General features: G+C 44.6%; 19 protein-coding genes. 10 read left to right on the top strand and 9 right to left on the bottom strand.

The window, feature by feature from the left end; genetic code table 11:
• Positions 1–100: 100 nt before the first annotated feature.
• Together C5745_RS16245 and C5745_RS16240 are read right to left on the bottom strand one after the other, a co-directional pair.
• The gene (locus tag C5745_RS16245; protein WP_105718063.1) at positions 101–1270 is read right to left on the bottom strand and encodes a FecR family protein; all 1170 of its coding nucleotides are present in this window, start codon (positions 1268–1270) and stop codon (positions 101–103) included.
• 102 nt (positions 1271–1372) lie between these two features.
• Positions 1373–1954: an RNA polymerase sigma-70 factor gene (locus C5745_RS16240; RefSeq protein ID WP_105718062.1), complete on the bottom strand. Its 582-nt coding sequence runs from the start codon at positions 1952–1954 to the stop codon at positions 1373–1375.
• Positions 1955–2155: 201 nt separating this feature from the next.
• Between C5745_RS16240 and C5745_RS16235 the strand changes: the two genes are divergently transcribed.
• Entirely contained in the window at positions 2156–3052 is an 897-nt protein-coding gene (locus C5745_RS16235) for an alpha/beta fold hydrolase (RefSeq protein ID WP_243403377.1), read from the top strand.
• Here the strand turns inward: C5745_RS16235 and C5745_RS16230 are convergent, their stop codons facing one another.
• Together C5745_RS16230 and C5745_RS16225 are read right to left on the bottom strand one after the other, a co-directional pair.
• The gene (locus tag C5745_RS16230; protein WP_105718061.1) at positions 3053–3706 is read right to left on the bottom strand and encodes an NAD(P)H-binding protein; all 654 of its coding nucleotides are present in this window, start codon (positions 3704–3706) and stop codon (positions 3053–3055) included.
• A gap of 87 nt (positions 3707–3793) precedes the next feature.
• Positions 3794–4927 (bottom strand): metallophosphoesterase family protein, encoded by a 1134-nt coding sequence (locus tag C5745_RS16225; RefSeq protein ID WP_105718060.1) that lies wholly within the window; start codon positions 4925–4927, stop codon positions 3794–3796.
• A 169-nt stretch (positions 4928–5096) separates the two neighbouring features.
• Here C5745_RS16225 and C5745_RS16220 point away from each other — a divergent pair, with 169 nt between their 5' ends.
• Entirely contained in the window at positions 5097–6221 is a 1125-nt protein-coding gene (locus C5745_RS16220; protein WP_105718059.1) for a lipid II:glycine glycyltransferase FemX, read from the top strand.
• A 16-nt stretch (positions 6222–6237) separates the two neighbouring features.
• Here C5745_RS16220 and C5745_RS16215 read toward each other — a convergent pair whose 3' ends face one another.
• Positions 6238–8157 carry an ABC-F family ATP-binding cassette domain-containing protein gene (locus C5745_RS16215; protein ID WP_105718058.1) on the bottom strand — a complete coding sequence of 640 codons (1920 nt, stop codon included), beginning with the start codon at positions 8155–8157 and terminating at the stop codon, positions 6238–6240.
• 50 nt (positions 8158–8207) lie between these two features.
• On the opposite strand from C5745_RS16215, the gene C5745_RS16210 reads away from it, so the two are divergent.
• The gene (locus tag C5745_RS16210; RefSeq protein ID WP_105718081.1) at positions 8208–9233 is read left to right on the top strand and encodes a quinone-dependent dihydroorotate dehydrogenase; all 1026 of its coding nucleotides are present in this window, start codon (positions 8208–8210) and stop codon (positions 9231–9233) included.
• Positions 9234–9280: 47 nt separating this feature from the next.
• On the opposite strand, the gene C5745_RS16205 is transcribed toward C5745_RS16210, so the two are convergent.
• Positions 9281–9583 (bottom strand): hypothetical protein, encoded by a 303-nt coding sequence (locus tag C5745_RS16205; RefSeq protein WP_105718057.1) that lies wholly within the window; start codon positions 9581–9583, stop codon positions 9281–9283.
• Positions 9584–9732: 149 nt separating this feature from the next.
• Here C5745_RS16205 and C5745_RS16200 point away from each other — a divergent pair, with 149 nt between their 5' ends.
• The 6 genes from C5745_RS16200 (at position 9733) to C5745_RS16175 (ending at position 17886) form a co-directional block, all read left to right on the top strand.
• Positions 9733–10350 (top strand): RNA polymerase sigma factor, encoded by a 618-nt coding sequence (locus C5745_RS16200; RefSeq protein ID WP_105718056.1) that lies wholly within the window; start codon positions 9733–9735, stop codon positions 10348–10350.
• A gap of 143 nt (positions 10351–10493) precedes the next feature.
• Positions 10494–11489 carry a FecR family protein gene (locus C5745_RS16195; protein ID WP_105718055.1) on the top strand — a complete coding sequence of 332 codons (996 nt, stop codon included), beginning with the start codon at positions 10494–10496 and terminating at the stop codon, positions 11487–11489.
• A 103-nt stretch (positions 11490–11592) separates the two neighbouring features.
• A complete protein-coding gene (locus tag C5745_RS16190; RefSeq protein WP_105718054.1) occupies positions 11593–14910 on the top strand; it encodes a TonB-dependent receptor domain-containing protein in 3318 nt (1105 codons plus the stop codon).
• A gap of 359 nt (positions 14911–15269) precedes the next feature.
• On the top strand, positions 15270–16667 hold the full coding sequence (locus C5745_RS16185; protein WP_105718053.1) for a hypothetical protein: 1398 nt from the start codon (positions 15270–15272) through the stop codon (positions 16665–16667).
• Between the two features lie 121 nt (positions 16668–16788).
• Positions 16789–17577, top strand: a complete 789-nt coding sequence (locus C5745_RS16180; protein WP_105718052.1) for a hypothetical protein — start codon at positions 16789–16791, stop codon at positions 17575–17577.
• Between the two features lie 18 nt (positions 17578–17595).
• The gene (locus C5745_RS16175) at positions 17596–17886 is read left to right on the top strand and encodes a hypothetical protein (RefSeq protein ID WP_105718051.1); all 291 of its coding nucleotides are present in this window, start codon (positions 17596–17598) and stop codon (positions 17884–17886) included.
• 154 nt (positions 17887–18040) lie between these two features.
• Here the strand turns inward: C5745_RS16175 and C5745_RS16170 are convergent, their stop codons facing one another.
• From C5745_RS16170 to C5745_RS16160, 3 genes are all read right to left on the bottom strand, one after another.
• Positions 18041–19381: a S41 family peptidase gene (locus tag C5745_RS16170; RefSeq protein WP_165793111.1), complete on the bottom strand. Its 1341-nt coding sequence runs from the start codon at positions 19379–19381 to the stop codon at positions 18041–18043.
• A gap of 131 nt (positions 19382–19512) precedes the next feature.
• The gene (locus C5745_RS16165) at positions 19513–21063 is read right to left on the bottom strand and encodes an OmpP1/FadL family transporter (protein WP_105718049.1); all 1551 of its coding nucleotides are present in this window, start codon (positions 21061–21063) and stop codon (positions 19513–19515) included.
• Between the two features lie 72 nt (positions 21064–21135).
• Positions 21136–22179 (bottom strand): DUF5320 domain-containing protein, encoded by a 1044-nt coding sequence (locus tag C5745_RS16160; RefSeq protein WP_105718048.1) that lies wholly within the window; start codon positions 22177–22179, stop codon positions 21136–21138.
• A gap of 189 nt (positions 22180–22368) precedes the next feature.
• On the opposite strand from C5745_RS16160, the gene proS reads away from it, so the two are divergent.
• A complete protein-coding gene (gene proS / locus C5745_RS16155; protein ID WP_105718047.1) occupies positions 22369–23841 on the top strand; it encodes a proline--tRNA ligase in 1473 nt (490 codons plus the stop codon).
• Positions 23842–23880: the final 39 nt, after the last annotated feature.

Here is a 23880-nt window from a genome sequence, read left to right as displayed (position 1 = left end):
ATTAATTTTGATAGCTATGTAATTATAATTCCAATCTCTTTTGTGGTTACTATGGCATTCTGCCGGAAAAGTTGGCGCTTTTCCGGTTTTTGTTTATGTATTATTTCATAATTTGAACCCTCCTCCCGTCGATATTTATTATCAAATCGTTATCAATCAATTGTAGTATATCCAATACCTTGTCGAACGTGTCGTATTTGCTTAAGCTGCCCCAGATCCGTACTTGCTTAGCACTCGACGCGATTTCAATTTCGATGTCGTACCAGCGGCTTATTTTAGCAGCGACAGCTTCTAGATTTTCATTTTGGAAAACGAATAGACCGTTTTTCCAATTAATGAAATCTTCGACATTAACCGATCTAACGCGTGTTGCCATGCCGTCTGATATGCCTTGCATACCGGGTGTTAGTTCAGGGTTATCGTGCCCATCCTGTAGCCTGACTCTTCCCTCGACCAGTGTTACGTAGCTTAAAGTTTCTTCTTGATACGAGCGGATATTAAAGCGGGTTCCTAATACCACGACCTCGTTATTATTGGTACGTACATGGAATGGTTTTTCTTTATTGGATGCTATTTCAAAAAAAGCCTCTCCATCTAAGGTAACTTCTCGTGTTTTTCCATGGAATGTTATCGGATATACTAGTTTACTGTCGGCATTCATGTGTATCCGGCTACCGTCGGAAAGCGTTAAAACATATTCACCACCACGCGGTGTCTGCAACGTGGCCATCATATTTTCCGGTTGCACGGAACTAAGTTCTATCGGCCGGCCGTCCGCATAGTGCAGTCCTTGGTTTATCACGATACCGCCGGGAATAGAATCGAGTTGGATCACTTGACCATTGCTTAGGGTTAAAACAGCTCTAGAGCTTCCCGGCTCAATGATATGAGCTGCTGTTTGATTTGCCGAATTGTGACGGTTGTTTAATTTGGGCGTGAACAAAAAGCTACACACACCTAGCGCGACTATTGCAGAAGCTGCTGCGAGGTAACGGCGGAAGGCAATGGTATTATTGCTTTTATCTTCGCCTATCTGTTCGCGGATGTGACGGAGCACCGTCGCCCGTCGAGCGTCGTTTTCTTTTTTGAAACGACTGTAAGCCGCGGATTCTTGGAGAATTTCTTTTGCTTCCAATCGTTCCACTATGGCTCGCGTTTCAGGAGGCAGGTTGTCCAGCTCATCTTCTAGGGAAGACTGACTCGTCGTGTTGTCCTTCTTCACAAAAAGGTAATTGAATACCGTATTGACTAACTTTTCGAAGTCGTTCATGTATGTTCTATGATTTACCGATAAAACACCCTATAAGGAGAAACCTTTCATTAAGCTTTTGTTAAATACAATTAATGATTATTTAATGCAGCGGTGAATTTTTTAGAAACTTGAATGGCCGAAAAGATAGACTAATAGAAAATAGTCCAGTTTGATATTCTTTTTGAGGAAACGCAGTGCGCGTGATTTGTGGATGTAAACAGCTGCTACACTGATCTGCAACTCGGTGCTAATCTCTTCGTGTGTAAGGTCTTCGATATAGGCCAATCGAAATACCTCCCGTTGTTTTTGAGGTAGGTGATTTATTTTGGTGTTAACGAGCTCTAGAAGTTCAATCCGGATGATTTGAGCGAGCAAGTCTGTGTCATCTTGAAGAATAGACTCTATATTTTCGGATTCTTCGATGATATGGATGTTCTTTGATTTTCGGATATGGTTGAGACAGGCATTTTTTGTACAGATGTATAGGAAGGACCTAATCTGATGATAATTGGAAAAATCGCTTTTCTTTTTCCAAAACAGAATAAATGCATCGGATACAATTTCTTCAGCGATTTCAGTCGCAGGCACATATCGTGTAGCAAAATATAGCAATGGATCATACAACTTATGGAAAACTTCTTCCAACGAGCCATCTGTTAAACCATTTGCTCCCTTTTTCTTCAATTGAGATCGATTGTGCATCCGTATTGCTTAATGCCGATAACGTTAGATATTTGCCAAAGTTAGCGCTTCAATATTAACGTATCGTTAAGTTTAAGGATGAGAGAGGATACGGGCGTATCGCGACTGCTTTTGTTTTCTTGTCCTAAGACAAGATTGGTGGCCGGTGATAGACCTAACTTTGCAAGCAGTCGAACAGTGTACTCAAAAAAATAGCTAGTAATGAATCGATTAATGGCATCCATAACGCTGACAGCCTTAGGACTGATTTCAAGTAATGCGAGCAAAGCAGAACGTATATTAACAAAAATGGCAAAGGAAGAACAAGTAGCCAGCGATAGTGCTGCCAATCAAGGATATGTTGAAGTAAACGGACTAAATATGTACTATGAAATATACGGGGAAGGAAAGCCACTCGTATTGATTCATGGTGGTGGATCTACCATCCAGACAAGTTTTGGAAAAGCTATTCCGCTATTGGCAAAGAATAGAAAGGTAATCGCTATGGAGCTCCAGGCGCATGGTCGCACCGGCGATAGAAATAATGCACTTTCTTTCAGACAGGATGCAGATGACGTGGTCGTCCTCTTGAAAAAACTGGGGATTGATAACGCCGACTTTCTCGGTTTTAGTAATGGTGGCACAACAACGCTATATATTGCGATAGATTATCCACACATGGTGAACAAGATTGTGCTAGCATCGGCGCTAGCCAAGCGGGATGGCGTGCCAGAATGGTTTTGGGATTTTATGGATAATGCCAGATTAGAAGACATGCCTCGACAGTTGAAAGACGCGTATCTGGAACTTACACCGGACGTGAGGCGTCTACAGGTGATGCACGATAAGGATGCAAGGAGGATGTTGGATTTTGTAGACATTCCGGATGATAAAATAAAATCCATAAAAGTGCCAACGCTAGTGCTGATAGGGGACAAAGATGTAATTACAGTGGAACACGCTGTAGAGATACATCGTCTGATAGCTAATTCCGAGCTGGCAATCATCCCCGGAGGGCACGGCGAATATATCGGGGAAGTGACAACCCTGAAGCCTGATTTTAAAGTAGCGGAACTCGTTGTTCCGCTACTTGATAAATTCTTGGACAAGAGTTGGTGACTAGCGTCTTTGATTTGCAGCTTTCCAGATGTCATCTCCTGCATATATTCTCGCTCGCTGTATTGGATTTTTAGATGTGTTTGTTAGCGCATTTGCCAATACGTCGGTTGGAAGAGGGCGATGGGCACGGAAAAGTCCGATCTTATTCAAGAACCGAACGAATTTTATGCCGAGTAGTTCACCTTTGCGGTCACTGTTTTTTCGTATTAGTGAAGGCGGCCTGAAAATATGTAAATAAGGAAAGCCTAAAGCTCGTATATCGTCTTCGAGTTGTCCTTTCATTTTGGTATAAAAAAAAGGTGATTTAGCAGACGCAAAGCCTGAAGAGACTAAAGCCAAGCTTTGTACATTGTTCTTTCGGGCGGCACACGCGAATCGATATTGATAATCATAATCAATCTTCCATTGGGCTTTTTTGCTTCCGGCGGCTTGCAACGTTGTCCCCAAGCAGGAAAACAGAACATCACCTTTCACCAAATGTTCCCATTGCTCGGGCTGGTCAAAATCGATCGTATGTACGTCAAGCTTTTCATGCTGTAAGGCAACGGGCCGCCTCACAAAAATACGTACTTGTTGAAACGTGTCATCCGCTAACAATAAATCTACTAGATCGCTACCGGTAGCGCCTGTAGCGCCAATTATCAATGCATGCATAGTTCCCCCTATCTTTACGCGTATAGAATACCAAAAAACCGTGCCAATGATGTAACAGGTTAGGGGGCAACCGATGGGTGGCGAATCTTATGCTTCTGAAAACATAGGCCGTTGCAATGGTATTTCGAAACTGTCGTATAATTTTGCTTGCGTATCATTCGGTTGGGTCAAGGTATAATACGCTCCGGTCAGTTTCAGACCCGCATCCGTTCTGACAATACCCATTTTGAGAAAACCAAAACGGTCATCACAGTAGGCAGCTAGGCGAACGTCGCTGTTTACTCTCTGTAACGGCTTGACGGTAGCGGTATCGTCAAACGCTATGGTGTGGAGATCCGCATAGCCTCCTGCACCAGCTACAATATAGGGGACCACACTTCCGTCGGCATATGTTCTATGAAACCGCTGGTAATTGTGTACATGGCCACTGAACACAGCATCAGGTATCATGGAGGCTTCGGCAAATGCACTTTCGAGAAAATCAATCATAGCTACACTCGATCCGTGGTTCGTATCGGCAGAATAGGGGGCGTGATGCAGACAAACGATAATAGCCTGCTCATCACGATGTATGGCTGCGTGTTGTAACTCGTTAATGAACCATTCGCGCTGTTCATCCGTGATGGTTCCGTGTTTTGTGACGTTGGCGTACAGGCCTATAAAACGTGCGAGCGGTGTTTCCAATGTCCAGTATACATTGGGTTGTACCATGCTCTGGCGATTGACGCCCGTACCGTAACTTACTGGCCGGCTGTGTGTGTCACAGAAAACATCCATAAATGCGTCTAGACTTTGATATGGGCTGGACGCATTGGGGTTGATGTCGGCATCGTGATTGCCGGGGATAGCGAAAATAGGAGCTGGATAATGTTGATAAGGCTTTAGAAATTGCGCCGGATACTCGCATGCTTCGCCATAATTATATACGATATCGCCTAAATGGAAAAGGAAAGCGGGCGGTGAATTGCGATGTTCCGCTATTTGTTGCCCTAGCGTGTGGGCCACTGTTGCCTGAAAATCAGAATGACGGACGCTACCGGTGTCGCCGACCATGTGAAAAAACATACGATCTCGTATATCGCTCGTTTTACTTCCAAGGATTTTTTCTATGTTCAAGCGGTATGGATATTCGCCAGTGGGTGCAGGTAATGGCTTAAAGTTGTGTGAATCATCATTGATATGGGTCAACACAACGGGAACATTGTATTTTGTATTTTCCATATAGCAAACTTAATAAATCAATGTTAACTAAATGTGAAACGACGGTGACTTAACATCTTGAGATAAGACTTGTAACACAGTGATGACAAACATTTGATGTTTCATCCGACCATTTTTACTATGTTCGCAGCTTTTGGATTTTTAAGTTATATCAATACTATTTCTGTACATGATCGCGCAATTAGAAAATAAGGAGATTAAACAAGTTTATAAAACATCTATTATTCAACAAACGGCCTACTGGTCAGAAGTAAAAAAGCTACAAGGACTGCATACCAAAGCATTCAATTTTAAAACGAAGCATGCCGATTTGTACACGGACAGTAAAAGTAGTGCTTACTTTATTGGAGATATTTTAATTGTTATCCAGCCAATTGATAGGGAACACAGTATTGCTTATGTGCCATATGGCCCTGAAGTAGAACCTTCCGAGGAAAATCAAGGACATTTCTTAGAACAGCTGTCCGAAAGTTTACGGACGTTTTTACCATCGAAATGTATTATGATTAGATATGATTTGCCTTGGCAATCGCTTTGGGCGAAAGATGAAAGTTGTTATGATCTACATGGCAACTGGCTAGGTGTACCAGAAAAAAATATACAGGAAATCCGACTTAATTACAGTACGGTTCATTGGCGTTTGAGGAAAGCCAATACGGACATCCTTCCTTCGAACACCATGTTTATGGATTTGAGACGGGAGAAGGATAAGCTCTTAGGTGGTATGAAACCGAAAACACGATATAATATCAATCTCTCAAAGAGAAAAGGCGTGCATGTACGATCGTTAGGCATTGAAAGTCTAGAAATATGGTATGATTTATACCGTCAGACCGCGGCTCGAAATAATTTCTTTTTGCATGATATCCATTATTTCCGAGTTGTACTCTCGGCTAGAGCGAACGATACTTCTTCGCCAGCTGACGTATATCTATTGGTTGCCGAAATCGATGACAAGCCTTTAGCTGCGATGTTTTTGGTTATTTCTGCCAATCGAGGAACCTATCTTTACGGCGCATCTGCTTCCGAAAATCGAAATTATATGGCTACCTACGCATTGCAGTGGCGCGCAATGGAAATAGCGAAGGAACTAGGCTGCACAGAGTACGATTTATTTGGAACAGCTCCTAATCCCGATCCATCTCATCCAATGTACGGGCTTTATCGTTTCAAAAAAGGGTTCGGTGGGGAGATGTATCACCGTATGGGATGCTGGGACTACCCGTTGGATATGGAAAAATATAGTTATTATACCTCGATGGAATTTAAAAACCAACGTTACCATTTAAGTTAACATTGGTTTTATCTTGTTATCCCTCCAATTCCATAATCTCTTCAGCTAAGTTTTCCCAATCTTGTTGAAGTTGCTGAAACGATGCTTTGGCAGAATTATACGTTCGGGTAGCTTCTTGAAGCTTCTGCGCATCCGAATAAATTTCTTCTTTTGCCAAATGAGCTTCAAGTTCCTTCAGCGACTTTTCACTTATTTCAATTTGTTGTTCAAGGTTTGCCAACTCCTTATTCTTACGCTGAATGAGCTTTTTTTTGTCGTCCGATGGAGCGATTTTCTCTTTTTTAGGTTGCTCTTTCTCCTTCACCGATCTTTTTTCCGTTTGAGGCTCTTTTTTCACTACGCGTTTGGAACTCCATTCTTCGTATTCTTGGTAAGTGCCCGGATATTCTTTGATCTCTTTATCTTCGATAAACCAGATTTTATTAGCAACCTGGTCCAGAAAATAACGGTCGTGCGACACCACGATAAACGTACCTTCATACTGTTCTAAAGCCTGGATAAGGATATTGACCGAGGCCATATCCAAATGGTTGGTAGGCTCATCGAGTACCAAAAAATTCGCATCTGCGGTCAATGCCTTCGCCAACGCTACACGGGATTTTTCTCCCCCAGAAAGGACTTTGATTTTCTTAAACACATCATCACCTGTGAACAAAAAGCATCCTAAAATGGAGCGTAATTCCGTTTCGGTATGTTTAGGCGCAAAGTTGACCAGCTCCTGTATGATGCTGTTTTCCAGATGCAGCGCTTCTAATTGATGCTGCGCGAAGAATGTCTGGGATACATTATGCCCCTTGATGCTCTTACCGTCGAACGCTTTGTCAGCATCTGCTACAATACGGAGCAAGGTCGATTTACCTTTGCCGTTCGCACCAATCAGCGCTATTTTATCACCTTTTTCGATAATAGCGCTCGTATCTCGTAATATTTCCAAATTCGGGTAGGATTTGGAAATATGTTCTAGCGTAACGACGTGCCGTCCCGAAGGTTTGGAAAATTTAAAGCTGAAATTTACTTCGGGATTATCATCATCGATGTCGTCCACTTTTTCCATGCGATCGAGTGCTTTGATGCGAGACTGTACCATTTTTGCCTTGCTCGCTTTAGCACGGAAACGCTCTATAAGTTTTTCTTCTTGTTTGATCTTCGCTTGCTGGTTTTTAAACTGATTGCTCTGGATTTCCTCCCGTAAGGATTTCTCCTCAAGATAGAAAGAGTAATTGCCTGCATAAGCCGTAAGCTTGCCTTTGCGTGATACCACGGTTTTATTGACAATTCTATCCAGAAAATAACGGTCGTGCGAGACGATGACGATAGCGCCCTCAAACGCCTGCAGATAATTCTCCAACCATTTGATAGATGGTAAATCCAAGTGGTTGGTAGGCTCATCCAATAACAAGATATCCGGTGCTTGAAGAAGGATACGTGCCAACATCACACGCATACGCCAGCCACCTGAAAAGGTGGCTAAGGGCCGTTGCTGCTCCTCTTCAGAGAACCCTAATCCGGCTAAAATTTCATGTGCACGAAATTCGATGTTATAACCATCCAGTGCCTCAAATTCCATCTGCTTATCGCTGAGCTTGTTTAGTATCTCATCGGAATAATCTGTTTCCATTTTTTTGAGCAGCGTTTCAATCTCCGAATGCAATTGGTTTTGCCGTTCAAAAGCTTCCATCGCTACGTGCAGGATACTTTTATCGGAATGATACGATAATAAATCTTGGTTAAGATAACCAATCTTTAAGTCTTTTGCCATGGAAATGGTACCCGAAGTGGGAGCATAATCTCCTACGATTATTTTCAGCAAAGTAGACTTTCCGGCGCCATTTGCACCGATTAATCCAGCCTTGTCTCCGGGTTTTATATGCCAATTGGCTTCGTCATATAGCGCGCGCGAGCCAATCTCGAATGTTAAATTATTAATTGATATCATTTGCTGCAAAAGTAATGAATATTTCTGCTTCTTTGGCTACCTTTGTAGATATGTATAAAATTGTTAAACCTATATTCTTTACGATGAATCCCGAAACAGCACATCATAGGGTGACGGGAGGGTTGCGCACGTTTACAAAAATATGGGGCGCAAAATCATTGCTTGAGTCGCTTTATACAGTGGACAATCCACGTTTGGAGCGCGAAGTATTCGGATTGAAATTCAAAAATCCGGTGGGACTTGCAGCAGGGTTTGATAAGAATGCAGAGTATATTGAGGAGATGGCAGGTTTGGGCTTTGGCTTTATTGAAATCGGAACGGTAACGCCGCGTCCACAGCCGGGCAATGATAAACCACGGATGTTTCGTCTGGTAGAAGATCAGGCATTGATAAATCGTATGGGGTTTAACAATCAAGGAGCAGACGTAGCTGCTGGTCGCTTAAAGCAGTTAAAAAACCGGGATAATCTAGTTATCGGCGGGAATATCGGTAAGAATAAGGCGACACCTAACGAGGAAGCGGTAAACGATTATAGCTATTGTTATAATGCACTTTTTGAATATGTAGACTATTTTGTGGTGAACGTTAGCTCGCCTAATACACCGGGTTTACGGGATTTGCAGGAAAAAGAACCTTTAAAGAAAATTCTGAATACGCTTCAGGAATTGAATCATACCAAATATGTCCAACGGCCAATCTTACTTAAAATAGCGCCGGATTTAACGGATTCTCAATTAGATGATATTGTGGAAATTGTATCGGAAACAAAGATAGCTGGTGTGATTGCCACAAATACCACTACTTCTAGAGAAGGGCTACTAAGTGATTCTATGTTGGTGAAAGAAGCGGGTGGCGTGAGTGGAAAACCGCTTACTAAACGTTCCACCGAAGTTATTCGGTATTTAGCGGAACGTAGCAATCGTTCATTCCCTATAATAGGAGTAGGGGGAATCCATTCGGCGGAAGACGCTCTTGAGAAATTTGAAGCAGGGGCTAGTTTGGTGCAAGTTTATACAGGGTTTATCTATGAAGGTCCGGCTTTGATTAATAAAATCTGTAAGGGCCTACTGAAATAAGTGAGACTCAAGCCTTTCGAGTCACGGACTAACCGGCAAATTATCAGTTAATCCCGATCCAAAAATTTGCGATCCTCTTCTGACAAATTCGTGTAGGAAGATGGGTTCTCTGTTTCCGGATTAACTGGTGTGGTCGTGTTGTTAATGCTGTATTCTTTCGGATGACTCTTTTTTCGACGGAATACAATTCCACCGGTAATAACACCCAAAATAAAGAATACACCCAAAATCAGTAACTTTGAGGTACGTATCTCGCCGAAAAACCAAAAACTTGCTTCTTCTTTATTATTAAAGAGGATAACCAGCACAAATGCCGTGATAATACCAAATATGACGGTTTTGGGTTTCATAAACGCTGTTGTTTTCTGCAAACCTAAGTAAATTCAATTTTATATACAATTTAATAACGTTAGCATTTGAAATGAATTGGATGGAGGGATTTCTAAATTTAATATTCAATTAACTTGTATGCGGTATCTTTGAGGACAGAAATCGAAGAATGACACCAGAGAACCTGCAATATGAAGCGTGGCTGTTAGCTATTCGGGACAAAGACGACAAAGAAGCGTTCGGTAAACTGTACCGTTGCTTTTGGGATGGACTCTATGCCCATGCCTTGCGCCGCATCCGCGATGCCCAGCACGCGGAAGATATGGTGCAGGAGCTTTTTATACAATTCTGGGAGAAACGTAAGCGGTGGGATACGCAGATAAATCTGCCGGGCTACCTTTACGGTATACTCAAGCATAAAATCATAGATTTCTTCCATGCCAGTAAGATGAAACCGCAGTTATTGGACTTTTGGGCAGAAGATCTATATACTTTCGCACAACAGCATCCGGAGGAGCTGGAAACATACCTCGCTTTGGAACAGCTTTTATCCGAAGAATTAAACAAGATGCCCGCCAACATGAAACAGGCGATCTTACTCAAATGGGATGAGTTCAGCATCCGGGATATTGCAACGCGTCTAGGATTGTCTGAACAAACCGTGAAAAACAACATCAGCGAGGGCAGCAAACGCCTGAAACAAGCTTTATTATCGAGCGGTATAGATGGTTATAGCACCGTGATCGTCTTGCTCGTCCTTCAATCGCTCACCGCTGCCACAATATAAACCTTTTGTTGCATTTGGTATTCATGAACTCACTCCGTTCGGTTTGCGCAACTTTTTATAAAAAAGTTGCAGTTAATAATAACTTCATAAAACATTAACGATTAATCAAAGTACCTTTTTGCCTTTTTTCCGACATACGGTAAATGAGCAAACAAACAGCAAAACGCAGACTATTTAAATTTTTAGTCAATCGCTACCAGCAAGAGAAGGTCGGGGAGCGAGAGAAGCATTTATTCAATGCTTGGTATGACAGTTTAGACCGGCGTATAAATATAGAGGCAGCCGACAACGTAGAGAGACGTAGCCGATCGTGGCAAAAAATACAAGATGCGATTGGTGAAGAAGAAAACCTCATAGAAACAGAACGAAGCCGATTTGTCGCTTTCAAACCCTGGATAGGGCGTGTCGCGGCACTTTTGTTGGCTACGATCGGTTTTTTCTATTGGAGTATACAGCAGGAACTCGAGCAAACGCAGGAAAATGTGTCCATGCCGGCCTACCGTATTTTCACAACAGGCATAGGCGAGCGTAAAGTGATCAATCTTCCCGACGGATCGGAGGTAACGCTAAACGCGAGGACAACTCTCCGTGTCGACGAAAATGCCTACGGACGATCCGCCCGAGAGGTCGAACTCCTTACCGGAGAAGCTTTTTTCGATGTAGCGAAGGATAGTAGCCGGGCATTTATCGTGCAGGCTGGCCGCTTGCAGACAACCGTTTTGGGGACCTCTTTTAACATACAAACCTATGCAGAGATGGAAGAGCAGGTGATTTCCGTTTACACCGGACGGGTGCAGGTGCTGCGTGGGGACAGTAATTTGGGCACGCTCGAAAAGGGACAGCGTATCCGCTTCGAAAAACAATACGCCAATAGTTCAACGGAAGAATTTGATACGCGACAGGTTTACAGCTGGACAAGCGGAAAATTGGTGTTGCAGGATGCTGGATTTGCCGAGTTGGCACTGGCCGTTAAAAATACCTATGGTGTAACACTTGTTGCCGACAATGACCGTATTGCCCGCCAGCAATACACCCTGCCTATCCGCAAGTCAGTGCCGCTAGGTGAGTGTCTGGAAGCTCTACAGTCCATGCACCATAATAAAATCAGAAAGGAGGGCGAGCGCGTGATTCTTTATTAACCTAATTATTAAAAGGAGCAGGCGACCGCCATCGCCAGCTCCTGATCATCGTCTTAACATCGTATCATAAAATCATTAATACAATATCATACATAACAAATTTATGCAAATTAATCTGTACTATTTCCATTTAATTATGCGAATATTCATGCTTAGTGTCATCAGCATCCTCTGCTTGACGGAGGTATTGCTTGCCTCGGGAGCGAACGCCCAACTTTTACAGAAGAAAATAACCTTGGAAATACAGGAAGGCAGTATAGCAGAGGCTGTGAAAAACCTGGAATCGAAAAATATTCTTATTGCCTACGATGCAGCTAAATACGACCTCAATGACAGGAAAGTTGGTGCCAGGCGTTTTAGCGGCACACCATTGCGGGAGGTGCTGGCGCATGTGTTTAGGGGAACGGACCTCGACTTCCGCGAAACCGGCGCTTATATCATTTTGGAAAAGAAAGTACCGCAAACGCCGGGTCGTATCAGCGGTACGGTCTACGACGAGCGTGGATTACCGCTGATAGGGGCCAACGTCCGGGTGATCGGTAGTAAATCGGCACAGACCGGCGTGGACGGTACCTATAATATGGAACTGCCCGCTGGTACCTACGTGGTGGAGATCAGTTATATCTCCTACAAAACGCAGCGCGTACAGGGGGTGAAGGTGGAAGCGGGTCAACTTACGGCATTGGATATCGCGATGCAGATCAGCAATCAACAGATCGAAGATGTCGTCGTGACCAGTACCTTTAAAAAAGCGTCGGTAGCAGGGCTCTATGCCGCACAGAAAAATGCGGCTAGCGTAACCGACGGGATCTCCGCGGAGCAGATCGCTAGAACGCCGGACAACGATATGGGCGCTGCACTTAAACGTATCACGGGATTGACCACCGTCAATAACCGGAACGTGATTGTACGGGGGATGTCTGATCGGTACAACCAGGCGATGCTCGATGGGGTAAGCATCCCGAGCACCTCGATGAATCGCCGGGATTTCTCTTTTGACATTATCCCTACTGAGATGGTGAGCTCGGTGGTAGTCAATAAAACAGCAACGCCCGATGTGTCTTCTGAGTTTTCGGGGGGGCAGGTATCCGTGAATACGCTGGATATCCCTGAAGAAAACTTTACGAGCATACAGATCGGTTCAGGCTTCAATAGCCAGGCGATCGGTAAAGATTTTTATCGTATGGGCGAGCGGAAAAACGCCGAGTATTTCGGTTTTTTCGATCAAGCAGCGAAATTGCCGGAGGGTATGCAGTCCTGGCAGTTCCCCAGCAATATCGAAGTTCCGCCTCCGGGCAACGATCAGACGGGGGATTTCGAGCTGATTCCGGGAAACGGTATCCCCTACAGTAGCCTGGATGCCGTGGCACAATCTAAAAGGCTTTCGGCAGAACCGCTGCAGATGCGCCGCTATAACGGGCAGCCCAACCAGAATTATCGCCTGTCTATCGGGCGGGTATACAACCTGAAGCACGGCATGCGTTTCGGTTTCTCGGCAGCGGCAAGTCTGCGCAACCAGCAGCAGGTATGGGAGTTTAACAATGTGCGAGGCGCTAATTCTGGAAATGCAGTTCACTATATCGACAGCACCAAAATGGGGCAGAACGGTGCCGGAACGTCCTACCGTTTTAACAGCAATAGCGGATTGGCGGCTAACCTCGGGCTGCAGGGAGACAAATTTAAGATTACGTTAAAAAACATGTATGCGCGCACCTACAGCAACAATTACAACGAGGCCATCCGCATGAACTATTTCGATCTGATGCAAGGCCCCAATAAAGAACAATACCAGCTGCCCGAAGCCATGTCCTTGCTGCAGCATCAGCTCAGCGGGGAATACCAGATGCCCTGGGATATCAAGGCGACGGGCATGGTCGCCTACAACAAAATTAGCCAACGCATCCTAGATGAGCGGAAGTTTAAATACCGGTTGACCACCCAGATCGGGGACGACTATTATTTCCAGACTCCCAATGTTAGAAATCCTTCTGAAACAGGTGGGGATGCTCTTTCCGAGGACTCGCGCATGTGGACGGAGGTAAATGAGGACGATTTCCACTGGGCGGCGGGCTTTGCCAAATCCTTGGGTACGGGCGAAACGCTCAGTACACTCATGAAGCTGGGTTACCAGGGCTTTGACAAGCGGCGGGACCTGTCGGTATTCCGCATGATTCCATTTTCGGCAAGGGGAAGCAATATCGAAAAACCCTATGAAGTCATCCTGGATCCGGCGAATATCGGCAACGGCGTCAACGAGGCGTATTACTGGGCAACATTTATCAACGGCCCGGTATTCGATGGGCGTATGAAAATGCATGCCTTGTATGCCATGGCCGACCAGAAGCTGTGGAACAGGTTGCGTTTGGTGTATGGAATACGTGGCGAATCCTTTGATCTGAACAACAGCCAGGAGGAAATCTTGAATCGACGGTATACAGAGATAGATGATTTTATAGCATTTCGTCGGGGCGTGAAAGAAAGTGGCTGGCGCTGGTTGCCCTCCATTAACGCCACTTATGAGGTCACCTCCACGTTTAATGTGCGCTCTTCGTACTCGCGCACGGTCATCCGTCCGGATTTCCGGGAGAGTTCTTTCTTTGGCTTCTATGATTATGAGCTGGATGGCAATGTCTCGGGCGACCGCGTAGAATCTACCGTGGTGGATAATGTGGATCTGCGTTTTGAATTGTATCCGGGCGCAGGCGAGATTGTTTCCCTGACGGGGTATTATAAATACCTGGACAGACCGATTGAGCTGGTCAGGGAGGGTTCCTTGTCTCAGGGTAATTATTACGTGTTTACCAATATGGAGTCGGCGACTAATCTGGGGCTGGAGCTGGAAGTCCGCAAGAACTTAGGCTTCCTGGGCAAGCAGGACTGGTGGGAAGATATCTTTGTTTACGGTAACGGCAGTTTGCTGAAATCGGAGGTCAAGGTCATGACACCATGGGGTGGCGGCGTAGAGGGCAACGGAAAATACGAATTCCGGCAGGAAAGACAGGGCAACCAAGACCGACCATTGATTGGGCAATCCCCCTGGCTGCTGAATCTAGGCTTGGGTTATTGGGGAGAGTCTTTTGGGTTTACGGCGAGTTATAACCAGCGCGGATACCGTACCAACCTGACTGATTTCAGGCCAAATGCGGTGGAATATGAAAAAGTGCCGGGACAGCTAGATGGGCAGTTGTATGCTCGTTTATTGAAAAAACGCATGGAAGTTAAATTCAATATGGCGAACCTGCTCAACGACTGGAGCATCTTTTATGCCAATACGGAAGGATTTGTACAGGATCAAGTCGATGGAGATACGTGGATTCCGAACAAAGGTGATAATAAATATAATAAGGAAGACGGCGACACGATACTGTATCGCCGGAAAGAGGGAAGCCGTTTTAGCCTGTCGCTGACGTATAGCTTTTGATACGATGAATGATAAGTGATGAATGAAGTATTTCATAATTATTTAACGGAATAGCAATAATTAATCAAAGTACTTTTTAGGCTTTTTTGAGACATATAATAAACGAATGACAAAAACAGTAATTACTGGGCTTATTAACTGGTGATTCTGAAGGGATAATAACGAAAACAGTTCCGTGTATTGTTTGACAGCAATCCGGAAAATAGGAAACTTTAGCAAAACGTTTGTCTCAATGGAAACCAGTAAATGAAGAAAGTAATTAAAAACTATACCGCCTTTCGAAGGTTGCCGCGCGAAAAGCAGTATAGTCGAGCTAAAGATAATGGCGGCAAATTTATAAATTATTAAAATCTAATACAATGAAAAAAGTATTAATTTTAGCGGTTGCGTGTGTAACAGCTCTATTGAGTTCATGTAACAAAGACGTTGCTACGCCGGGAGGCGATTTCGGTGCAGGTTTGCCTGCGGGTAGAGCACTGGTTTCTGTACCCGTTGATGCGAATGGTTTGATTACGGTGTCGACATTGACGGCAGACAAGAACTGGAAAATTGACGGTGTTGCCTATGTGGAGCCTGGCGAGACCTTAACTATTGAGCCTGGTACGTTCATTACTTCGGGTGATTTCAAAACGTATAATGATCCGGAGTATGGTGCACAAGAGTTGCGTGGCGTGTTGGTAGTACCCACAACAGCAAAATTGATTGCAAATGGCACACCGACAGCTCCGATCGTGTTTACGTCTCCTAATGCTGCAGGTCAGCGTAATCCGGGCGACTTCGGTGGCGTGGTTATCTTAGGACGCGCACGGATCAACCAATCGCAACCTCAACGGATAGAGGGTATTCCCGAGCCTGCCGGTACAAACATCACTTATGGCTCAACAAATGATACGTATAATGGCGAAAGCTCCGGTAGCTTGCAGTATGTACGTATTGAGTTTGCTGGTTTTGAACTTTCAGAAGCGAATGAAATCAATGGTTTAACTTTAGGTGGCGTAGGTAGTGGTACCACATTATCTCATATCCAAGTTTCTTGGGGACGCGATGATGCGTTCGAGTTCTTCGGAGGCACCGTAAATGCGGACCACTTGGTAGCCTTGTCTACGGATGATGACGACTTCGATTTCGATTTCGGTTATTCGGGTACCATTCAGTATGCACTTTCGTTAAAAGATCCGCAATCGACCAATAGTACTTCTGGCGGTAGCTCGGACTCCAATGGTATTGAGTCTGACAACCAAGGTACTCAGCCTTATGCTGGTGCTGATCCTAAAACAAGACCAAATTTACAAAACTTTACTTTCCTAGGTATCAACAACTCCGGTACGGCTACTACGAAACTGGAAAATGGTAACCACTGGAGAAGAGCGTCTGCGTTGAACATCACGCGTTCGATTATCGCAGGTTACGGTACAGGTGTAGGTTTCGAAAACATCACTACTACAGGAAGTACGTTCAGCGATAATGTGGTACATGGTTATACAGACGCGATTTCTGTAATAAGCGGTTCAACACCCGCTAACTATACGGGTAACAGCACAAGTACAGCGGCTAGCGCAAATAGCTATTTACTTTTAGGAGGTGCTGCCTCTATTGATCCATTCTATTCAACAGCCTCGGCGTCTACCTTTGATCCTTGGAACTTAGTGCCTTTTGCTGGTCCTGCTTCAGGCCCAGATTACAAAGGGGCCTTTGACCCGGAAGCTGAAACCTTATGGACAGAGGGATGGACCGAGTTTCAACCCAAGACATACTAATCGTCTAGGTTGAAAAAACTTTCTTGAAAAATATCTTAGGCCTGTCGGTGATAAGCCGACAGGCTATTTTTAAAATCACAATCTATTAACAATTATTAGAAAAACTCTATATCAATAAAATATGCGTTATTTTTACATACTTTTTGTTGCATTAGCCATCTGTACATCTTGTGAAAAGGGCGAAGTGGTAAATAGCTATACACCCTTTACCACGCTTTTCATAGAAAACTATGAAAACAGTTATAAGATAGAAATTGACGGGCATAAGTACGCCTCAGGTTCAATTAAAGTACCAGTTGCTGAGGGCGAAAACGCTTTTACGCTGTATAATGGCGATGACGAAATGCAATTTGAGGGAAGTTTTCGACTCAAACCCGATCGGGATACGCTGGTGCTCTTTAAAATCAACGAAGAGATACCTGTTGCGTTAATGCGCAAGGAAGATTTGAACGAACCGAAGGAGGAGGGTAGGTTGAAATTTAGAATTGTCAATAGCAACAGCGAGATAGCAGAGTTGACCAATGGCGAACCTTTTCATTTAGTGTTTTATCAGGTTCTTGAACAATTGTCCGGACCTCCCGCGCGTCGAAAGGTTGTTTATCATGAAGAAGGGGATACCGTTTTTAATATTACCAATCAATTGCCTGAAAGCTATCAAATCATAGATATTACGGACAATATGGAATCCCCTTTTGGATTTCGTGGTAGAGCGCAGATATTGAAGGAGGATTTTAGCCCGGTTATGGTGGAAGGCGTCGAAGTTTTTGTTACATATAATTCAATCGATATCAATAAAGGTGCGCATATTCTTTACCTGCAAGAAGCTACAGGAAGCCTGTATTCTTTTTTCCCCAATATTGAGCCATATTGGGAATTTTCCGTAGCGCTACAGTCAGCATATTCGAATTAAATTTTTATTAGAGTCGTTATGAAAGCCATCACCAAACGAGAACACGAAACACTACAAGCTAAGCTGATGCAGCTAGCGCGCGGTGCAGAAAACCCCGAAACTTGCCAAGCTGCCGAAGAGGGTTTGGCGGTCTTGCAGCAGCAATACGAGGCTTACCATGAAATGGTCGAGCAGCTAAAGGCTTGCATGGTGGAATACCGCGAGCTACAAAAAAGTCTGCGCTCAGATATTCTGGTTCCCGCGTTGCGGGAAGAGCGAAAAACAGCAAAGTTTAGTGTTCGAGATTTTCAGTTGATGGCAACAAAGTAATATACTGAACAACAAAAAAGAACGCTGTGGGATGATGGTGGGGTTGTAGGTAAGCGGTACCAGTGGGTGCCGCTTTTTTTGCGCATCGCGTCTACATGTCTATCCTTCAGCATGACAGGTGCGTTCTTGTTGGTGAGTTATCAATTCTATTTAACTACTTCTTTATAGTTTGTATCTCGATCGGCTGCGCTTGGTAAGGTGCCGACTGAAACAATAATTGCGGTTCTGTTGGGACGTTTAACCCCGGCTTGATCTCCGACTTAATCTGCGCTTTACCATATGCTAGGTGTGCGAGTGCCTCAGCAACCAGTGCGTCACGTTGGTCACCGAAAGGGTAGAGGGGTAATGCACTGTGTTCCGTTTTTTTTATTTGTGGTTGTAAGCCGTTCGCGTATTCTCCTTGATGTTGTGCATTATATATCTTGTATATCATGGGGACAATATGCCAACCGGGGGCTGTTCCAACCACAGGTGCTGGAGTCGTCAGTGTCGTACTGGCCATATCCTTACCGTAGGTGGATCCGCCGATATGGACCACTTCGACATAAGGACGAAGGTTGTTGATGAGCATCTCCGAAGCGGAGGCCGTGTGTCCAGTACCCAAAACTAGTAGTCGTTGGAGTCCCAGTCCCTTTTGGCGTACGTCGCTGGCGGTGAAATTGTAGCCATCCGGTTGTCTGGCCAGTGTCTGTGCAAACGTTTCTTGTAGATTTTGAAGGTGCCCGTTGCCCTTATAATGCACAAACACATCGTTCGGCTGTATATCGGCTAATGCCAATGCCACAAAAGCAGCAAAAGCGACGCTTCCGCCGCTGTTATAGCGCAGATCGAGGATGAGCTCTTGCACGCCATTAGTCTGTAATTTCACTATCGCTTTCAGCAGATCGTAGCCGCCAGAGAAGTCGAAATGGCTTAGGAATATGTATCCAACCTTGTTATTCCTATCGGTCATAAACATCTCCGAAGGATAGATAACCGGCTGGGAAATATAGGCAGCGGGCAGGGTATAGATCGTGCCATTAGCTAGCGTAAGCAAGATACTGGTTTGCTGAGTCGCCTGCTGTAACCAGGAGGATAACCTGTTTTCCGTAGGTAATTGTCCGTTGATATGCTGCAGTGTGTCTCCGCGTTGCAAGCCAAGTCTATCACCGGTGCTACCAGGTACCACATGGCTAATGAGTGAAACGGTGGCGTTCTCTCTCTTAAACTGCATAAAATCGAAGCCAAAGGTGTTTAATAGCGTGGTGCCGTAAGTATCGGTTTTTCCGGATGGCATCATGTTGGAGAAACGATCCTCTTTAACTAATAGCGACTGGAAGAAATCCTTCGGCAATTGGTCGAAATTGGCCGCTGCCGGAAGTGCAGACGACCAGTAATAATATTGCTCCATCTGGTCGTGGATCCAGCGGTTGATCGCTTCTGACGAGCCCACAGGGAAATCGGGCGCATCTTTTTTGCACGAAGTGGCTAACAACAACATGCATATCAAAAGCACAGCGCAACGGTTTGATCCCCTGACGAACATGGGATATAAGTTCGTTAAAAATTATAAATATACCGTTAAACTTATGTGAAGTTTTTGGGAAGGATTTTAGCGCCCCCAAAAACTTCACTTTTAAAAGGCAATTAAAACTTAGCACCCAATGTTAACACCACATTAGTGCGTTGGTGTTTGATATCTGCCACGGGGCTCGTGCTGTCCCAAAACTCTTCGTCAATAAGGTATGGACTTACTTTATAATCATTGACGGAGTGTACGACGGCTAAATCGAGATAAAGCGTGTTTGTAAGCTTCGTGCCCAATCCTAAGCTACCGCTGTACTGTGTATTATCGGCATTTTTGTACGGGTTGCCGAAATAGTTTATACCCGCCCGTCCACTGATGGTATTGGTAATAAGATACTCGCCACCGATACGAAGATTTACAGCTCCCTTATAAGCTGCTTTGAAATCTTCGTCCCAAAGCGCATCATCGGACGAATTCACGCGTCCGATATCTCTAACTTTTATATTCGCATGGTTAACGTATTCCGCATCTGCCGTTACCAAACCGCGACCGAAGAACTTAGACACACCGAGTCCAAACTTCCAAGGGGTAATCAAGCGATAGCTAAAGTCATCTCTGAACTCCGTTTCGCCAAAATCAAAAGCTTCTCCCGCATTTTCATTATCGTAATAATCCACGCCGATATAACTCTCGGTATATTGGTCAATGGTATACCAAGTAGGAGAGGTAATGGTGGCACCGATGTTCCAATCGACCGTGGGTTTATAAATGGCACCTATTTTGAAATCTACTCCGGTTCCTTCCGAACGCTGGTAGTAATCATCTAGCATTTCATAATTCGCATTCAAAAAATCGTAATCCGGATGAGTCGGGTCGATAAAGTTGGAATTGGGATTATTGGCGGCTACGGCAGCCGCATCTTTCGTCCAGCCATATTCAGAAAACTGCGCAGAGTTTTCGTGTATAAACGAGGAGAAGCCGATATTACCGCCGATGTAGAAGACGTTGTTATAATTACCGCCAAATGCCAACGATGTTCGAAAACTATTGCCCGTTGTTAGTATATCACTGATCTGGTCTTTGTTTCCGCGTTGACTTGTCATAGGAAAATAGCCCTTATCGGTGTCCGCAAATCGTTCAATCAGTTTGATATCGTATAAACTGTTGGCGAGCGCCTGATCCCCAAAATCAGCAATATCGTCTGTATAAGCGCCGACAATAGAATTGTCGGGGTTTATCCCTTCATAGCGTACGTTATTCGAGAACCGATTTGTGTTTTCATAGCCTATTCCCACATTGAAATTTTGCCATCCATAGTAACCTTCATTCTTGGGAAAGTGAAAAACTACGCCCGCCTGATCTACACCGAATCTACCTTTGTTCCGGGTAACGCTATTTCCAAAATAGGTGCCCTTGTTGGCGGCGTTATTGTAGTTAAATGTGACAGATATATCGGATTGGCTGAAGAACCCCAAACCAGCGGGGTTTCCTGTAATCGAACTGATATCGCCGCCCAACGCCGTGTTAGCGTTTCCTAACCCTCTAAAGCGCGCTGAACCACCGTTGTTCTCTTGCGAAAAAATTAACCCATTGCCTACAGACTGGCCATAACCGGAAAAGCTTATCCCGGAAACTAATAAAGATGTAAAAAGTATGTTTTTTATACGCATAGCTTGTTTTAAATAGGAGAGACGCAAAAACCTTGCGTCTCAACATTATGTCAATTATCCTTATTCAAAAAATTATCTTGTTCTTCCCCCTCTGGAGCTACCGCCGCCAGAACTTCTGGACGATCCGCCACCACTGCTACCTCTTGACATGGAACCTCCTGAAGAGCCCCTAGAAGGCGAATATGAAGGTGTGCTTCGTGTCGTCGGTCTAGATGGTTGCGTCGTTGTTGGCCTAGACCGCTGCGTTGTTGGGCGAGTGGTTGTCCTCGTTCTGGTTCTATTTCCTACGGCTTCCCTATTGGTTGTACCACGTGTGGTACGGGTGCCAACACGAGAAGGGTTTGTAGACCGAACATTACTTCTATTTCCGACAGCCGAACGCGTTGTGGTACGCGTGTTAGCTGCAGCGCGGGAGGTGCGTCCCGTTACAATACGACCGTTTCTATCTCGAGCTACACGCGAGTTGGAAACACGAGAGGTATTACCAACACGTGTATTATATCCACTGCGGGATGCTATTCTTGTGGGCGCGTTGCGTGGTCTTACGCTATATCGGTTTCCGCCATAATAATGGTTACCATAACCGTAATGAGGATGTCCCCAAGCATTATAGCCAAATCCGGCGTAAGGGTAGCCACCCCAGCGTCCGAATCCGTAATAAGGACTTCCCCATCCCCAACCAAATCCGAAGTGAGGGCGGCCCCATCCGAAGCCCATAGACCAACCTGGTCCCCAACCCCAGTTAGACCATCCAAGGCCAAAGCCTCCGTATCCATACCAAGGATCAAACCAAGGGTCGAAATAAGGCATGCCCGGCGCACCGTAATGAAAACGGTTGATCCGGTTAGCATATTCCAAATTATTATCATATTCAAATCCCTCGACATATTCTTCATCGGAATACTCGTCGGCATAATAGTCGTTTTGGGCGTATTGTTCCTCTTGTGTGTCTCCGTCCGTGTAATAATAATCCGGACTCAGGTAATCTTGTGGAGCTTGGGATTGATTATTATACACATCATCTCGGTGGGCGATTTGCCTACTTGTTGAACACGAGCTTAATGCGAAAATCGCTGCAAGTGTCAAACTACCGAATAATAATCTATTTGTTTTCATAATGTCCTCTACTGTTCTACTGTTAAACTTCGCTAATACAGTCTTTATTTATTAACTTAGACCCGTTTTTTAGGGTAGGGTTTAATCCAATGCCAAAAATATAAATAAAACTTGAGGCCTACTTAAAGTCCTTATAATAATACGAATAAGTTACAGTAATTGTTACAGAAATAATAATTGAAATAAATAATGGGAAAAGGTATAACAAGTCGTAGTGAAGATTACTCACAGTGGTACAACGACTTAGTCGTCAAGGCTGATTTGGCGGAACATTCTGCGGTTCGGGGTTGTATGGTCATCAAGCCTTACGGGTACGCAATATGGGAGCGTATGCAGGCGATATTAGATAAGCGATTTAAAGATACCGGACATTCGAATGCTTATTTTCCATTGTTCATCCCCAAATCCTTTTTTTCCAAAGAAGCTTCGCATGTGGAGGGGTTTGCAACGGAATGCGCTGTGGTAACACACTATCGGTTGAAAAACGATGGCGAGGGAAATATCGTAGTAGATGAAACGGCGAAATTGGAAGAAGAACTTATCGTACGGCCTACTTCTGAAACCATTATCTGGAATACCTATAAAGGATGGATTGAGTCGTATCGAGACTTGCCAATTCTGGTGAATCAATGGGCGAATGTGGTACGATGGGAAATGCGTACCCGTTTATTTTTACGGACAGCGGAGTTTTTGTGGCAGGAAGGACATACGGCTCATGCTACACGTGAAGAAGCCGTTGAAGAGGCGGAACGCATGTTGGAAGTATATGCGGATTTTGCGGAGCAGACGCTCGCAGTTCCTGTTATTCGGGGGGTAAAAACAGAAAATGAGCGCTTTGCTGGAGCGTTAGAGACATATTGTATAGAAGCGCTTATGCAAGATGGCAAGGCATTGCAAGCCGGTACTTCACACTTCCTAGGGCAAAATTTTGCGAAAGCTTTTGATGTAAAATTTACTTCGAAAGAAGGGAAATTGGAACACGTTTGGGCAACTTCTTGGGGGGTATCAACTCGTTTGATGGGCGCTTTAATTATGGCCCACTCGGATGATCAAGGCCTAGTGTTACCGCCAAAATTGGCGCCGATCCAAGTGGTTATCGTACCTATTTATAAAACAGAAGAGGAAAAAGCGAATATCGATGGCTTTGTGCGTACATTGAAGAGCGAATTAGAAGATATGGATATATCGGTAAAGTATGACGATAGGGACACACAACGCCCCGGTTTTAAGTTCGCAGAATGGGAAATGAAGGGTGTGCCATTACGTGTGGCTGTGGGTGCTCGTGATATGCAAAATGGTACAGTGGAATTAGCACGACGTGATACGCAGACAAAGGAAACAGTATCGCAGGAAGGTCTTGCCGTGATCATTGAAAACCTCTTGGGCATTATTCAGGAAAACATATACCATAAGGCATTATCGTTCCGTGACGAACACATCACGGAGGTTAATTCTTACGACGAATTCAAGGAAGTATTAGAGCAGAAGGGAGGTTTTCTTTCCTGCCATTGGGATGGCACGGTAGAGACCGAAAAGCGTGTGAAAGAGGAAACAAAGGCAACTATACGTTGTATTCCTTTGGACGTAGAAGAAGATGCAGGTGTTTGTATCTTTACCGGTAAACCGTCCGCTAAGCGCGTATTATTTGCAAAAGCGTATTAAGAATGATAGGCGAGGTAGCACGCTACGTCGCCTATGTTT

Origin of the sequence: Sphingobacterium haloxyli (assembly GCF_002980525.1) — a bacterium.
GTDB classification, from domain to species: domain Bacteria; phylum Bacteroidota; class Bacteroidia; order Sphingobacteriales; family Sphingobacteriaceae; genus Sphingobacterium; species Sphingobacterium haloxyli.
This window is presented reverse-complemented; position numbering and strand designations above follow the sequence as displayed.